Origin of the sequence: Sphaerisporangium sp. NPDC051011 (assembly GCF_040653595.1) — a bacterium.
GTDB lineage: Bacteria > Actinomycetota > Actinomycetes > Streptosporangiales > Streptosporangiaceae > Sphaerisporangium.
Window position 1 is genome coordinate 258,305 of record NZ_JBFAGG010000012.1, and the last position, 14,534, is coordinate 272,838.

At 72.7% G+C, this 14,534-nt stretch carries 11 protein-coding genes; 9 read left to right on the top strand and 2 right to left on the bottom strand.

The genetic code is table 11. The annotated features are described in order from the left end of the window. The first annotated feature begins 29 nt into the window (after nt 1–29). Both AB0H21_RS27495 and pgl read left to right on the top strand, forming a co-directional pair. Entirely contained in the window at nt 30–941 is a 912-nt protein-coding gene (locus tag AB0H21_RS27495) for a glucose-6-phosphate dehydrogenase assembly protein OpcA (RefSeq protein WP_358521912.1), read from the top strand. A 134-nt stretch (nt 942–1,075) separates the two neighbouring features. After that, complete coding sequence (gene pgl / locus AB0H21_RS27500) at nt 1,076–1,849, top strand: 6-phosphogluconolactonase (RefSeq protein WP_358521914.1); 774 nt, start codon at nt 1,076–1,078, stop codon at nt 1,847–1,849. 66 nt (nt 1,850–1,915) lie between these two features. On the opposite strand, the gene AB0H21_RS27505 is transcribed toward pgl, so the two are convergent. Next, complete coding sequence (locus AB0H21_RS27505; RefSeq protein ID WP_358521917.1) at nt 1,916–2,695, bottom strand: class I SAM-dependent methyltransferase; 780 nt, start codon at nt 2,693–2,695, stop codon at nt 1,916–1,918. A gap of 72 nt (nt 2,696–2,767) precedes the next feature. Between AB0H21_RS27505 and AB0H21_RS27510 the strand changes: the two genes are divergently transcribed. After that, entirely contained in the window at nt 2,768–3,346 is a 579-nt protein-coding gene (locus AB0H21_RS27510) for a CGNR zinc finger domain-containing protein (protein WP_358521919.1), read from the top strand. Between the two features lie 104 nt (nt 3,347–3,450). Further along, the gene (locus AB0H21_RS27515) at nt 3,451–4,083 is read left to right on the top strand and encodes a hypothetical protein (RefSeq protein WP_358521922.1); all 633 of its coding nucleotides are present in this window, start codon (nt 3,451–3,453) and stop codon (nt 4,081–4,083) included. A gap of 339 nt (nt 4,084–4,422) precedes the next feature. Here AB0H21_RS27515 and AB0H21_RS27520 read toward each other — a convergent pair whose 3' ends face one another. Further along, complete coding sequence (locus tag AB0H21_RS27520) at nt 4,423–5,376, bottom strand: NAD(P)-dependent alcohol dehydrogenase (protein WP_358521925.1); 954 nt, start codon at nt 5,374–5,376, stop codon at nt 4,423–4,425. A gap of 117 nt (nt 5,377–5,493) precedes the next feature. Between AB0H21_RS27520 and AB0H21_RS27525 the strand changes: the two genes are divergently transcribed. The 5 genes from AB0H21_RS27525 (at nt 5,494) to AB0H21_RS27545 (ending at nt 14,529) form a co-directional block, all read left to right on the top strand. Further along, nucleotides 5,494–6,168 carry a helix-turn-helix domain-containing protein gene (locus tag AB0H21_RS27525; protein ID WP_358521928.1) on the top strand — a complete coding sequence of 225 codons (675 nt, stop codon included), beginning with the start codon at nt 5,494–5,496 and terminating at the stop codon, nt 6,166–6,168. A 465-nt stretch (nt 6,169–6,633) separates the two neighbouring features. Continuing rightward, nucleotides 6,634–7,314 carry a hypothetical protein gene (locus AB0H21_RS27530; protein WP_358521931.1) on the top strand — a complete coding sequence of 227 codons (681 nt, stop codon included), beginning with the start codon at nt 6,634–6,636 and terminating at the stop codon, nt 7,312–7,314. A gap of 351 nt (nt 7,315–7,665) precedes the next feature. Beyond that, nucleotides 7,666–10,122, top strand: coding sequence for a dynamin family protein (locus AB0H21_RS27535; RefSeq protein WP_358521933.1), 2,457 nt, complete (start codon nt 7,666–7,668; stop codon nt 10,120–10,122). Next, nucleotides 10,115–13,366, top strand: a complete 3,252-nt coding sequence (locus AB0H21_RS27540) for a hypothetical protein (protein WP_358521935.1) — start codon at nt 10,115–10,117, stop codon at nt 13,364–13,366. The genes AB0H21_RS27535 and AB0H21_RS27540 overlap by 8 nt, the downstream gene beginning before the upstream one ends. Continuing rightward, nucleotides 13,366–14,529: a hypothetical protein gene (locus AB0H21_RS27545; RefSeq protein ID WP_358521938.1), complete on the top strand. Its 1,164-nt coding sequence runs from the start codon at nt 13,366–13,368 to the stop codon at nt 14,527–14,529. The genes AB0H21_RS27540 and AB0H21_RS27545 overlap by 1 nt, the downstream gene beginning before the upstream one ends. Nucleotides 14,530–14,534: the final 5 nt, after the last annotated feature.

Genomic DNA, 14,534 nt, shown 5'->3' on the forward strand with positions numbered 1-14,534 from the left:
ATCCGTCCCGCCGGCTCTTGGGAGGCGCTGTGACCAGTTTCCTGATGGGGAGCACCACGGCCTCCGAGATCGCCGCGCAGCTCACCCGCCTGCGCCACCAGGTGGGCGCGCCCGCCGTCGGCATGGTGCTCACCGTCGTCGTGGTGTGCGACGAGAGCAACCAGTACGACGCGGTCCGCGCCGTGTCCGAGGCCTCGCGCGAGCACCCGTCCCGTATCCTCGCGGTCATCCCGAGAGAGCGCGAGGAGGCGACCCGACTGGACGCGGAGATCCGGGTCGGGGAGCTGACGACGGGCGAGGTCGTCCTGCTCCGCCTGTACGGCGAGCTCACCGAGCACGCGGACTCCGTGCTGGCCCCGCTGCTGCTCACCGACATCCCCGTGGTGGTGTGGTGGCCCGGCGACGCGCCGCACGCCCCCGGCAAGGACCCGGTCGGCGTCTACGGCCAGCGCCGCGTCACCGACGCCCGCTCCGCCCCCGACTCCGTGGCGGCGATCAAGTCGCGCATCCACGGCTACACGCCCGGCGACACCGACCTGGCGTGGACGCGCATCACGCCCTGGCGCAGCCTGCTGGCCGCCGCGTTCGACCAGCCGGTCGGCAAGGTGCTGGACGGCTACGTCGAGGCCGAGCCCGGCCACCCGAGCGCCCGCCTGCTGGCGGTGTGGCTGTCGGGCAAGCTGGACGCGCCGATCCACGTGACCGAGTCCAAGGGCCCGGGCCTCACGGCGGTGCGGCTGCGGACGCGGGACGGCGAGGTCGCCGTCGAGCGGCACGACTCGCGGACCGCCACCCTGAAACGGCCCGGGCAGCCGGACCGCCAGGTGGCGCTGGCCCGCAGGCCGACCTCCGACCTCCTGGCCGAGGAACTGCGGCGCCTCGACCCCGACGAGGTGTACGAGGAGACGATCAGGGGCGTCGCCGGGTACGACGGCTTCTGAGCTCATGGTGGGCGCGTCCCGGCGTCCGTCCCGCGAGCATGGGACGGACGCCGGGACGTCTCCCGTCTCGCCGGGGCATCTTCAGCTTCATAAGGTTGGCAACATTCGTAAGGTTCGTAAGGACGGTTCTTCTCGTGAGTGTTCCCACGGTCCTGGTCCATCGGGACGCCGACGTGCTGGCCAAGGCCGTCGCCGCGCGCCTGATCACCGGCCTCGCCGACGCCGTGGCGGCCCAAGGGTCGGCGCACCTGGTGCTGACCGGCGGCACCATCGGGATCGCCTCGCTGGCGGAGGTCGCGGCCAACCCGGCGCACGACGCGGTGGAGTGGCCGCGCCTGGACATCTGGTGGGGTGACGAGCGCTTCCTGCCCACGGGCGACGCCGAGCGCAACGAGACCGGGGCCCGCCGGGCGCTGCTCGACCACGTCGACGCCGACCCGCAGCGCGTGCACCCCATCCCCGGGCCGGACTCCGGCCTGACCGCGGAGGAGTCCGCCGATCTGTACGCCGAGGAGCTGCGCAAGGCGTCCAGGCCCGAGGACCACGGGCCGGTGCCGTCGTTCGACATCCTGATGCTGGGCCTCGGCCCGGATTCGCACGTCGCCTCGCTGTTCCCCGAGATGCCCGCCCTGTACGACGAGCGCCCGGTGGTCGCGGTGCACGGCGCGCCCAAGCCGCCGCCGACGCGCATCTCGATGACGCTGCCGACGATCCAGGCGGCGCGTGAGGTGTGGGTGGTCGCGGCGGGCGAGGAGAAGGCGGGAGCCGTCCGGCTGGCCCTGCAGGGGGCCGGGACGTTCCAGGTGCCCGCTGCCGGCGCGCGTGGCCGGGTGCGGACGATGTTCCTGCTCGACCGGGCCGCCGCGTCCAAGATCCCGCCGGACCTGGGCCGTCCCGCCTCCCCTTGACCCCGGATCTGGGCCCGCCCTCGACGCCGTGCTCGCCGGGGATGTCAATGGCAGATTTCCCGGGACTCAGCCGTAGATGGCGCAGAGCAGGCGATTGTCGCCGTTCTGCCACAGGGTGCCGATCTCCCCGAAACCCGCCTCGCGCAGCGCGGCGACGTGGATCGACAGGTCGAGGGACTCCGAGCCGTGGTGGTCCGCGGCCGCGACCCTGCGCTCCCGCTCGTCGCGCAGGCCGCTCAGCACCGGGTCGGCGGCGGTCGCGTCCCACCACTGGCGCCAGTCCTCGGGCATGCCGCCGGCGAAGCGCCTCTGCGTCGCCCGGTCGTGAAGCGCGCGCTCCAGCTTGGCCAGGCCCGGCGAGACGTCGCCGACCGCGAGGTGGTCTCCATTGAGGAACAGGCCGCCGGGACGCAGCACCGTGGTCAGCTCGGCGAACATCGCGCGCAGCCCTTCCGCGGACAGCCAGTGCAGGGCCGTCGTGCTCACCGCCACGTCCACCGGGCGCGGCAGGCCTAGGGACGCGGCCCACCCCGGCCGGCGCAGGTCGGCGTCGGCGAAGCGCAGGCCGGGACGCCCGGCGTGGGCGGCCCCGCCGAGGGCCAGCAGCAGCGGGTCGGCGTCGACGGCCACGACGGTGGCCTCGGGGAGCCGGTCGAGCAGGCGGGCCGAGAGCGATCCGGGGCCGCAGCCGAGGTCGAGCACGAGCGGGTCGGGCCGCCCTGCGCCCGCCTCGACGGCGTCGATCAGCGCGGTGAAACGCTCCTCGCGGTCGGGCAGGTAGCCCTCCTGCTGGCGGTCCCAGCGAGCGATCCAGTCCTGTGCCGTCGTCCGCGTGAGAATGGACACGAAAGCCTCCACGTAACTGTCGTCTATCCTTTAGATAGTGACAGCGTAGAACCGAAGGATGTAACCGGTCAAGTGAACTTCAACAGTCACTCCGATGCCGTGGTGGCGGTGGCGGCATCCCTGGTGAACACGCTGACCCCGGGCGAGGCCCGCGGCCGGGCGTACGCGCTCCCCCACGAGGGCCCGGCGCGGCGCGCGGCGGCGGGCGAGGCGCTGGGTGCCGGGGGCAGACGCCCCCGGGAGGTCACCGACGCCGAAGCCCTGGCGCTCGCCGAGGTCGCGGCCGAACTGCGCGTCGTCTTCGAGGCCGTCGACGCCGGGGACGTCGACACCGCCGCCCTCCAGGTCAACCGGCTGCTCGACCGCACCCAGGCGCGCCCCCACCTGGAGCGGCACGACGGCGAGCCCTGGCACCTGCACTTCCACGGCAAGGGCGAGGCCCCCGGCGAGGACTGGGCCGCCGCGTGCGCGACCGGCCTCGCCATCGTGCTCGGCGGCGAGCTGTACGACCGGCTCGGCGTCTGCACCGCCCCGCACTGCGACCGGGTCTACGTCGACACCTCGCGCAACGGCACCCGCCGCTTCTGCTCGACGTCCTGCCAGAACCGGGTCAAGACCGCCGCCTTCCGCGCCCGCGCGAGCCGTCCCTGACCTCGGCGGAATCTTCCCTCGGTCACACATAGTGTCGGATCTTGCACGCTGGGAAAGGAGAGGAGGGGGGCGGATCAGCGCCGTGAGGTTCCTAGGGGGAAGAAGTGGCTGTACGGAGTGCGAGACGTACGCGGATCATCGCGGTGCCCGCCACCGCGGCGATCCTGACGGTGACGCTGGTGGGCGGCTGCGGCGGCAAATCCGCGACCATGACTCCGGACGCCGCGGTGAACACCGGCCCGGCGGTGGCCACCGGCCCGGCGGGGGTGGCCGGCAGCCCGGCGGCGGCGCCGACCGGCGGGGACTCCGAGTACAAAGGCGCGTGCCCGACCGAAGGCAACACGCGGCCGTTCGCCAAGACCCGCTTCGCCCTGCACGCGGGCCTCGCGCTCGGCGCGTTCCACCGGTACATCTACAAGCCCCTGCGCGCCGGCGGGTTCAAGGAGGGCGCCGAGAAGCGCAAGCGCACGTTCGTCAAGGCCGCGATCGCGGGCGCGTTCGCGCTGCACGAGCTGAGGGTCGCCAAGGGCTTCGCCGCGGCCAACCCCACGCTGTGCAAGGCCGTCGAGGGCGTGAGCAGCAAGTTCCAGAGCCTCACCGACAAGCTCAAGGGCGGGACCGCCACCGAACGCGACCTCGACGCCAGCAAGTCGTCCATGGACGGTCTGCAGAGCGACGCGAGCAAGACCGGCTTCCACTTCAAGGAGCAGAACGTCACCATACCGGGGGCGAGCTGACCGGCCCCGGCGCCTCGCGCAGCGTCCGGCGGGGCGCCGCGCCTCGCCGGCCCCTCCGGCCGTTCTCGCGTCAGCCGAGCCGGGAGTAGAAGATGCGCTCGCTCCCGGCCCACCAGGGGGCTCCGGTCGACGCGACGAAGAGCTGACGAAGAGCTAAGGTGTCGGGCACACCGACCGGGAACCCGACCGCTGGTGGACCGACCATGCAGGCGGCTACTACCTGTGCAGTCAAACCGGGTGCAGCAAGAAGGTAAACCTTGCAGCTGCACGCACCAGACCCCGCTCGGGTCGGCCGAACAGTCCCGTCGGCCGCAGCCGGGCCGATCCAAACGACAGACCCTAGTCGACCCTGACCACGTACTTGCCCCGCACCCCGCCCGCCTCCAGTGCGCGGTGCGCCGCCGCTGTCTCCTCCAGGGGGAAGACCGTGTCCACCACCGGCCGCATCTTCCCCTTCCCCACCAGGCGGGCGAGGTCGTCGAGGAGAGCACGTCGGGGGTTGCCGCTGAAGAAGCGCACCCTGCCACGACCATGTACGGCGCTCGCCGCGATGGAGCCCAGCCAGGCGGCGGGCCGCGTCAGGTCGACGGCGACGGTGACCATGCGTCCGCCGGGCCTCAGCAGCCGCCGGAAGGTACTAAGGTCGGTGCCCACCGTGTCGAGGACCACGTCGAACAGGCCCAGTTCCGCCGGGGACACGGTCCGGTGGTCGACGGCGTGGTGCGCACCGAGCGTGCGGACGAAATCGAGGTTGGCGGCCCGGGTCAGCGCCGTGACCTCGGCGCCGTACGCCTGTCCCAACTGGACGGCGGCGTTGCCGACACCGCCCGCCGCGCCCCGTATCAGCAGCCGTTCGCCTGGGCGCAGCGCGGCCTTGTCGCGCAGGGCCGTGACGGCCGTGGTGGCCGTCACCGGCAGCGCGGCAGCGGCCACGAGGTCCAGCCCGTCCGGCACCCGGCCGAGCCGCTCGGGCCGTACCGTCACGTACTCGGCGGCGCTGCGAAATCCGGAGACGCGGCCCACGATGCCCCACACCTGGTCGCCGACCGCGACGCCGATCGCGCCGGTGCCTAGTGCGGCGACCTCGCCGGTGAAGTCCTGTCCGATGCCCTGCGGGAACTTCCGGCCGGTGAGGAGGCGGGACCGGCCGGAGCGGGCCAACAGTTCGCCGCTGTTCACGCTGAACGCGCGCACCCGCACGAGCACCTCTCCGGGGGCCGGTCCGGGACGTGGCACCCGACCCACGTACAGCACCTCGGGGCCGCCGAAGCGGTCGAACAGTACAGCTTTCATTTCGGGGGCGTCCATCGTTCTCACCTCGACAGTCAGCGGTCGTGCGGGGGGATCTGGGCACCGAGCGTAAGCTGCCAACCGGACGAGATCGTCCAATTGAGCCGGAGGTGAGAGACAATGGTGGGGGAATCCTCTCGGATCGCGGGTCGGAACGGGCTGCGGGCGGACGCCGAGCGCAATCGGCGGCGCATCCTCTCGGCCGCCCGCGCGGTCTTCGCCGAGCACGGCATCGACGCGCCCATGGCGACCGTGGCCCGACGGGCGGGCGTCGGCGTGGCGACCCTCTACCGGCGTTTCCCGACCCGGGACGCCCTGGTGCGGGCGGCGTTCGCGCACCAGCTGGACACCTGCGCCCGAGCGCTCACCGAGGCGCTGTCCGACCCCGATCCCTGGCGGGGCTTCCAGCGGCTGTTCGAGACGATCTGCGCAATGCAACGGGAGGAACGAGGCTTCCCGGCCGCGTTCGTCGCCGCCTTTCCGGACAGCTCGCGAGAACACGCGCGGGTACGGGAACGGGCCGAGCGGGACTTCGTGACCCTGGTCCGCAGGGCTCAGACGGCGGGCTCGCTGCGAGCCGACTTCCACCCTTCCGACCTCGCCGTGGCCCTGTTGTCCCACTGCGGCCTGGTCACCGCGCTGCCGGGCGATCGTGCGGCGTCCCAGCGTCTGGTGGCGTACCTGCTCCAGTCGTTCCGCGCCCAAGCGGCCCGCGAGCCATTGCCGGCGCCGAGCGCACTGTCACTGCGCAGTCTTCCGCTCGCGGCCGAGGGCCCTAGCCTCGCGCTTTCATGAGGCGGGCTGTCCGGTAGGTGGCCAGGAAAGCAGAAAGCGCTCTGACCAGCAAGAATGAGGATTGTCTAGGTCCTTGTCTCCACTGAGACCAGAGGCACTTCCCAGGTGAAGGTGCGACACGAGGTCGCGTGCGTGGACTGGACGCTCTTGGAGAGGGGGTCGGTGGTGTCGCCGACGACAGGGCAGTCCCGGGTCCGTGTCCGATGACCTGTCCCCGCCCGGACGTGCGTCCCTGGTAACGGCGAGGTGCGAAGCTCCGGGGAGAAGCCCACGGGCCGGGCGAAACAAGATCAGCGCTCTTCACGCCGATATTCGCGGGTCATGAAAAAGGGCGATCATTCTCGAGAAACCGAGCCGGTCGATCCCCGAGGGCGGGCCGGTCGTTTCCGGGCGCGGGCCGCTCGATCACCCGGAGTCGAGATCTCCGGGCGGGGTTTGTCGTGGGTACCTGTTACGGTCACGCGCATGCGAAGCAGTTACCTCGCCTGGGGCGATGCGGTGGACCTGTTCGAGCGGCGCGGCCTGCCGGAGGGGACGTACGAGAACCTGTACGAAGAGGAGTACATCCTGGTGCCCGGTCCCGTCTCGGTGACCGGGGAGCTCCCCCTCGACGAGCACGAGCGGACCCCGTGGCAGGAGGACACGCCCGACGCTGCCACCGGGTACGTCGTGGACGGCGACCTGACCGTGGACGGCAACATCACCGACGTGGACGACGGGGCCGCCGCGCTGATCGTCCTGGGGGATCTTCGGGCGAAGAACATCTACCTGGCGGGCGACACGAAGCTGATCGTGCTCGGTCACGTGACGGCGGAGACCTTCGTCGGCGACATGACCGAGAAGCTGGTGATGCTCCACGGCGACCTGCGCACCACCGTGACGATCTTCTGGAACGAGTTCTGCCCCGACCTGGTCGCCGGCACCCTGCACGGCAGGACTCTCGCCCCCGCCTACCTCGACCTCCCCACCGCCCCCATCGGCGGTCTCGTCGACCCGGCGCCCGATGCCCCGCTCAGCAGCCTCCTGGTCCCCGAACTGCTGATCACCGGAGCCCCGGGTCCCGACGACCTCCCCGAGATCGGCATCCGTGGCCCCGCCCTGCGTGACCACCTCCTCACCGGCCTCCCCCTCACCAGAACTTCCTGATCCCCCGTCCGTTCCGTACGAACCCGCAGGCGTGCGCACCGTCGAACCGACCTGGACAGACGGTGCGCACATCTGCCCCCGATGAACCGAAAAGGAATTTCCTCCTGAAAACGCCCACCGCCCGGCGCACGGGGCGGCTCGTGCGGGAAGCGCGCGTACACCTCGGACCACATAGGTTATGAAACGGTCCAAGTCACGACGCGATCTATCATCGGAGGGGAAAGGGTGGGGCTGGAAATCCCGGTGCGCACGGCACGGGAACCGGTCGCGCCTGTTCCCGACGCACCGAACCATTTGGGGTGCTCTGTGCCGTCACACATAGCCGGGAGACCAGGAAGGCGCCGATGACCCATGCCTGAGACGCACGGCGGAGACCTTCCTGAGCTGCGAATTTTCGCCGAGGAGGCGCTCCTGCGGCTGGGGCGGGTCCCGGCCCACCCGGAACTGGACGCGCTCCGGCTCGCGGCCGAGAAACTGGCCGGCAAGATTATCGAAAACTCGGACAAACGGGTAAGAATTGGGTTATTCGGCGGGTTCTCCGTCGGCAAATCCCTCCTCCTCGGCACCGTCCTCGGCAACCCGCTCCTGCTCCCCGTGCACAATCAGGCGACGACCGCCAACGTGGCCGTGCTCCGGCTGACGCAGAGCGACGGGGACGTCGCCGAGATCACCGGCGCCCGGGCCGAGTACCTGAGCGACGCGGAGCTGTCCGCCTACATCACCCAGCTCCTCAACCACGCCGCCGAGGCGGCCGACCAGGCCAATGTGCCCAAGGACGAGTCCGTCCTGCTCCGGACGCTGCCGCACGAGCCGCGGTCGCTGCCCGCGCTCCAGACGTTCCTGAGCGAGCAGTCGGCCGCCCGCCCGAACAGCTCTCTGCCCGCCCTGCTCGCCGAGGTCGGCAAGCTGCGGGACGCCCTGGCGGCCGTCTCCCCCGGCACCGCCGAAGATCTCGACCAGGCGGCCTTGACGGAACTGCTCACCCAGGCGGAGGGCAGGGACGGCCCCCGTACGGCCACGGCCGCGATCGGCGTGCGCCGCGCCATGGTGCGCCGCCTGGTGCTGGAGGTGGCGGTCCCGGTCGCCACGTGGAACCTCGCCGAGCTGCACGGCGCCGAGATCGAGTTCGTCGACGTGCCCGGCCGGGGCGGCGGCGAGGACTGGGCCCGGCACGAGTTCCTGACGACGCTGGAGATCGGCGCCGTGACGGTGGCCCTGGTGATGTTCAGCGCCGACCGCGCCCGCACCGCCGAGCGGCTCACGCTCAACAACCTCATCTACCATTCCGGCCGCCTGCCCGAGGACTTCGAGGACTGCCTGTTCGCGGCGGCCGGCAAGTTCGACGGCCTGCAAGGGCTGCCCTGGCGCCTGCTCGCCGACGACGAGCGCACGTCCCTGCTGCCCTCGCCGCCGACCGAACAGCAGCTGTTCGACGCCGCCGGCGACATCCGGGGCGTCTTCACCGCCGCCAGAGAGCTGCTGCCGCCCGGCAGGGACGACCGCGTCCTGGTCATCTCCTCCCTGGTCTCGCTCGCGCGGGCCGCCGAGGACGGCCTGACCGAGCAGTGGGCCAAGGACGTCGTCGCCAAGCTCGCCCTGCGCAAGGAGGTGGACGAGGCCCGCGAGAAGGCCGCCGGCTGGGCGCGGGTCGGCTTCCCTCCGGGCGAGGCCGGCGCGGCGCTGCGGGCCTTCACCGAGGACGGCGGGATCGCCCGTCTCAAGGCCAAGCTGTTCGCCCACGCCCGGGGCCGCGGCCTGGACCTGCACGTCCGCGGGCTCGGCCGGGACGTCGCGACGCTCGCCGAGCACGAGCGCGAGCTGGAGAAGATCCAGGCGCGCCTCGGCCCGCTGGAGGTCACCGAGCGCGAGACGGCCGCCCGGCTGCGCGCCGCGGTGTCGTCCCTGTCCAACCACGTCAGTGACATGCGCGCCGAGCTGTGGGGAACCCTCGGCGACCCGCGCCACCGCCCCGACGGCGCGCCGTCCCTGTTCGACCGGATCCGCCAGGACGCGGCGAACGGCGTCGCCGAGTGGCCGCTCTGGCTGGTCCTGCTCGGCTCCGTGGACAACGGCATGATCGTCGTCCGCGACGTCCCGGGCGGCGGCCCCGACGACGATTTCGGCGATTTAGGCGACTTCGACGACTTCGATGACGAGGACGACGAGCCGCTCATCCCTCTGCCCACCGCGCCGGTCAACGTGCGGGACTTCCTGGAGCCGTACCAGGACACCTGCCGTTCCCTGTACGGCAGCGTCGGCGAGCGGCTGACCCGGGCGGTGACCGACTGGGTCGGAGGCTGGCGGCGCGTGTTCGCCGAGGAACGGCTGGTCGTGGAGGATGTGCTGGACGAGCCCCTGCGCGCGCTGGCCGCCGAGGAGGCGCGGCGCGACCCGGCGGCGCAGTACGTGCTCGCGCTCTTCCAGTCCCTCGACTGGCTGCTCGGCGAGAAGGCGCTGGTCACGCGCGTGGAGGGACGGCTGGCGTCGGTGAGCCCGCCCGAGGCGCGGGACCTGGACGCCTCGTTCCCGTTCGACCCGGCGCGGTCGCTGGCCTGGCATCCGGGCTCGCCGCGGCGTGGCAAGCGGGAGTACTGCGACATGATCCAGGTCTTCCGGCTCCGGCGCGATCTGGGCGAGGCCGCGTCCGGGCACGTGGGCCAGCACCTGGCGGCGCTGCAGACGCGCGCGTGCCGCGTGCTGGACCGGCGGCTGGCCGAGATCGGCTCCCGCCTCGTCTGGCCGGACAAGCTCTCGGAGATCATTGCGGAACGCGAGTCGGGCGAGGGCAGGGAGGGCGCGCATGCGTGAGGAACGTCCGGACGCCGGTGACCGGTCAGGCCGTTGGTCGGACTGGAGCGAGTTCTCCCGGGACCACACCACCTCCGACCGCCCGCCGCGACAGGACGGGCGACCGGAACCGGAGGCGTGGGTGGACGACGTGGAGCCGGTGACGCAGCCGTTCACCCGCCCTCGGACCTGGGAGGCTCCGCCCCCGCCCGTGGACGCCCAGGCGGCGCGGGCACCCGTCCAGGACGTCCACGCGCCCGTCCAGGACGCCCCTCCGCCGGCCCGGGACGGGGACACGCGCGCCCACGAGTTCCCCGGTCCCCGCCCCGAACCGGAGGATCGGGAGGCGACCCGCCGGCGCGTCCGGCAGCCGCACCCGGGCCTGGTCGCGCTGGACTTCGGCACCTCCAGCTCGACGGCGACGCTGTACGACATCGGCCGCAGGGACTGGATGCTGTTCTCCCCCCAGCAGCAGCGCCGGCTGGCGGGCGAGCTGGCGTCGCTGCTGCAGAGCGACCTGGGCGGCGGCAACCCGGCCCTGAGCACGGAATGGGGCGGCTTCGTGCAGAAGCTCGCCGAACGCCTGCTACGTCCCGGCATGGACGGCGCCGCGACGCCGTCGGCCGAGCGCCTGGTGGCCCTGCTGCGCTCGGACACCGACGTGACGATCGGCGACAGGCTCATCCTGGAGCTCGAACGCTCGCGGCCGCTGTGCTCGCCCCACCTGCGCCGCGTCCTCACCAACCGCCTCAGCGACGCCTACGACGCGGCCTTCCGCGAGCCGCCCCTGGACAGCCTGCGCCTGTTCCGCGTCGAGCTGGACCCGTCCACGCGCGCCAACGAGCTGAGAAGCGCCGCCTACGTCGTCCGCAGGCGTCCGCTGACCGTCTCCATGCTGCCGCCGTCCGAGGGGGACGACGCCGACCAGGACGCCAGGCGCGAGCACCGCGGGCTCAAGCAGCGGCTGGGCCGGCCGGACGCGCGCACCGGGCCCGGCGACGAGTTCGCCGTCGAGGACCTCATCGCGGGCGTCCTCGGCGACATGCTCAGGCGCACCGACGGCTACCTCGCCCGGCGCCGCAACAGCGAGGGCTTCGCGCCGGGCGAGGTGAACAACGTCCTGGTCACCTACCCGACGATGTCGCCGCCGCGGGTGCGGCAGGCGCTGCACAAGATGGTGGAGGCGGGCGGCGTCGGCCGGGTCATCACCCGCTTCGACGAGGCCGTCGGCGCGGCCATGTTCTTCCTGATGCGGGAGTTCGGCGGCGTCTTCGACCTGAGCGTCGAGGCGTTCGCCGCGCGCAGCCGGCCGGTGCTGCCGCCGCGCGAGAACGCGAACCGGGCCGAGTGGGAGCAGCACGTCCTGATCGTCGACATCGGCGGCGGGACGACCGACATCGCGCTGCTGAGGCTGGAGCTCGCCGACCGCACCCCGGCGGCGGGGGCGGACGGCGACCCGCACTACGGCCGCTACTACCGGCTCACGCCCTGGCTGCTCGGCACCACGGGAGAGACGCAGCGCGGCGGCGACTACCTCACGCTCCTCGTCTTCAACTGGCTGAAGGCGGTGATCGCCGAGCGCATCATCAGGATCTCCGGCGGGAACGGGCCCGCGGGGCACGGGCCGGATCCACGCAAGGTGATCGGCGTCTTCGACGACCGCTTCAAGGACTCCTCCGGCCGGTACGTCCCCGGGTCGCTGCTGAAGGCCATGCTGAGCCCCAAGCCCGGCACGCGCGAGACGGCCCGTGAGAACGTCCAGCTCCTGGTGCCGACGCAGTGGAAGGACAAGGACGGCGCCGAGGCCGAGCAGGCGCGGCAGGCGTTCGACCTGCTGTGGGACCTGGCCGAGACCGCGAAGATCGCCCTCGGCGGCGAGCGGCCGTACCCGCTTCCCCGCGAGGACGTCGACCAGATCATGAGCGCGCTCGGGTACGTCGCGACCGGCGACCCCGAGGAGGAACTCCAGCACGAGGACTTCGCCGCGCTGATCCGCCCGGTGCTCGCCGACATCATGCGCCTGGCCGCCGACCTGGTGCGCGGCCAGCTCACCGAACGGCACGACGCCACGCTGGACCGGGTCATCTTCACCGGGCGCAGCTCGCGGATGAACCTGGTCAGGGAGGAGCTGATCACCGCCTTCTCGGAACGGCAGCCCGACGAGCGGCGGCAGATCAAGTGGGATCCGAGCAGCGTCTGGATCGAGGACGAGTACGCCAAGCACGCCGCGTCCATCGGCTCGTGCTGGGCCGAGAGCCTGCGGCAGGAGATCCACCCCGACCCTCGCGAGGTGGAGGACCACCTGCGGCGCGGCGCGGTGTGGCTGCAGATCGACGTGGAGAACCTGTTCTTCTTCCTGCGCGGCACCTTCACCGCGGGCGGCCAGACCGGAAGCGGCAGCGCGGGCACCACCCACCTGTTCGCCTCCGGCGACCGCCTGCCCCTGCTGGGCGGCGACGGGCAGCTCATCATCCGCAACGACCGGTGGATCGGCCTGACCGAGAGCTTCCAGGTGTACCGGCAGAAGAGCACGAGCGAGCCGGTGTACTGGACGTTCTTCCGCGTCGCCGACTACCTGCAGGCCAACCCCGAGCCGGGCTTCTCCTACTCCGAGGAGGTCTGGCGCACCGAGATCCGCGCGATGATCGAGGCCGACACCGACATGGACATGCACGTCCTGCTGTGCCGGGGCGACGCGCCGCACTACGCCGTCGGGTCCGGGCGGCACGCCTCCCTCGACATGCCCTCCGAGCACGGGTTCCTGGGCACGCCCGCCTCGATCGTCGTCAATCCCGGCATCCCGGGCAGCATGACGGACGGCGTGGGCAGGCCCCTGTTCGACCTGGGCGACGCCGACGGGCTGTTCACCAGCTCGTTCGTCACCGAGTCCGGGCCGGACGCGACGGTCTTCCGCGGCGTGTTCACCGAGCTGCCCCCGCCCGCGCCGTACGGCTGGCGGTTCTACCTGCGCCCGCACGCGGCGGCCCCGATGGACGGCGCACCCGATCCGTCCGGGGACACGCTGATCGCGACCGTGTCGCTGGACCAGGTCACGGGCCGGGACGTCCCCGGTGTGTCCCCGCGGTTCACCGTGAGCCTGGACGAACGCGGTCACCTGCGCGTGCACCGGGGCGACCCGCCGTTCCGGACCGCCTCCGGCCTGCGGGAGGTCGAGAACGTACCGGGCACGGTGTACCGCGCGCACATGTTCTCCGGCGACCTGGACTACCGCGAGGCCTACGACCCGTTCGCCGGAGTGCACTGATGGCGGACGCCGGCGGCCGGCTGGAGGAGCACCTGCGCGCGGTGCTCGACACCCCGGACTCGGCCCTGGCGACGCTGGCCCGGGCGGTACTGACCGGGACGCACGCCGCGCTGGTGTCGGGCGTGCGGTCCGCCTCCCCCGAGGACCCGGCCCGCGCGGCCTGCGCCGCCCTCGCGGAGGAGCTCACCACGCTGCTGTCCGGCCCGCCGGCGGCGCGGTCCCCGTCCCCCTCGCCGCCCGCGGCGCCCGCGCGGCGGCACATGGCGGACCCGGGCATCACTCCCCTCGGCGAGCTGGCCCGCGCGTTCATGGCCGACCCCCGGGTGGCGGACCACCTCGGCCGGTCGACGGTGGCCAAGCAGGCGGACGTCGACACCTGGCGGGCGCTGTGGACGGCGTGCCTGCGGCTGGACCCGGCGGTCGCCGACGACTGGCGCGTCCGGGCGTGCGCGGTCCGCGACGTGCACCTGTCCGGCGCGGGGGCCGCGACGTGGCTGGAGCTGCCCGGGCCCGAGCACCGCGTGCTGGTCGAGCCGGCGCCCGCCCTGGCCACGCCGGGCATCAGGGAGACGCCGGAGTGCCCGGCGGACCCGTCCATCGCCCGGGCGCCGGGCGGCGGCGTCGGGGACGGGCTCGCCGTGCTGGCCACGCGGGTCGTGCGGATCTCCCAGGTCGACCCGGCCACGTGCCACGCGCTGGAGGGGCTGCGCACGTCGGGGCTGCACCCGCTGGACGACCCGCGGACGTGGAGCGCCTACCGGACCGAGCTGACGCGGCGGCTGGCCACCATGGCCACCACCGTGGCCGCCGCCGGTGAGGCGTCCCCCGCCGCGCTGCGGGCGCACCGGCTGGTGGACGAGGCGATCTGCTCGCTCGTCCACCGCCCGCCCGCCCATCCGCGAAGCTGGTGGGGAGGCGTGGCCGACCGCTCCCGGCGCCTGCTGGAGGACCACGTCCGGCGGGCGCGGGACGCCGGGGTGGACACCGAGGTCAAGGTGCTGGAGATCCGGCCGTACGCAGACCTGCGCGACTACACGGGCAACCGGGACATCGCCTACCGCGCCGGAGACGCGCGCAGCGGCGAGATCCTCGCGTGCCTGCGCACGTGGCTGCGCGTCGCCGGCGACCGGCTACCCGGCCGCGTGATCTACGGCCGCGACTGACGCGG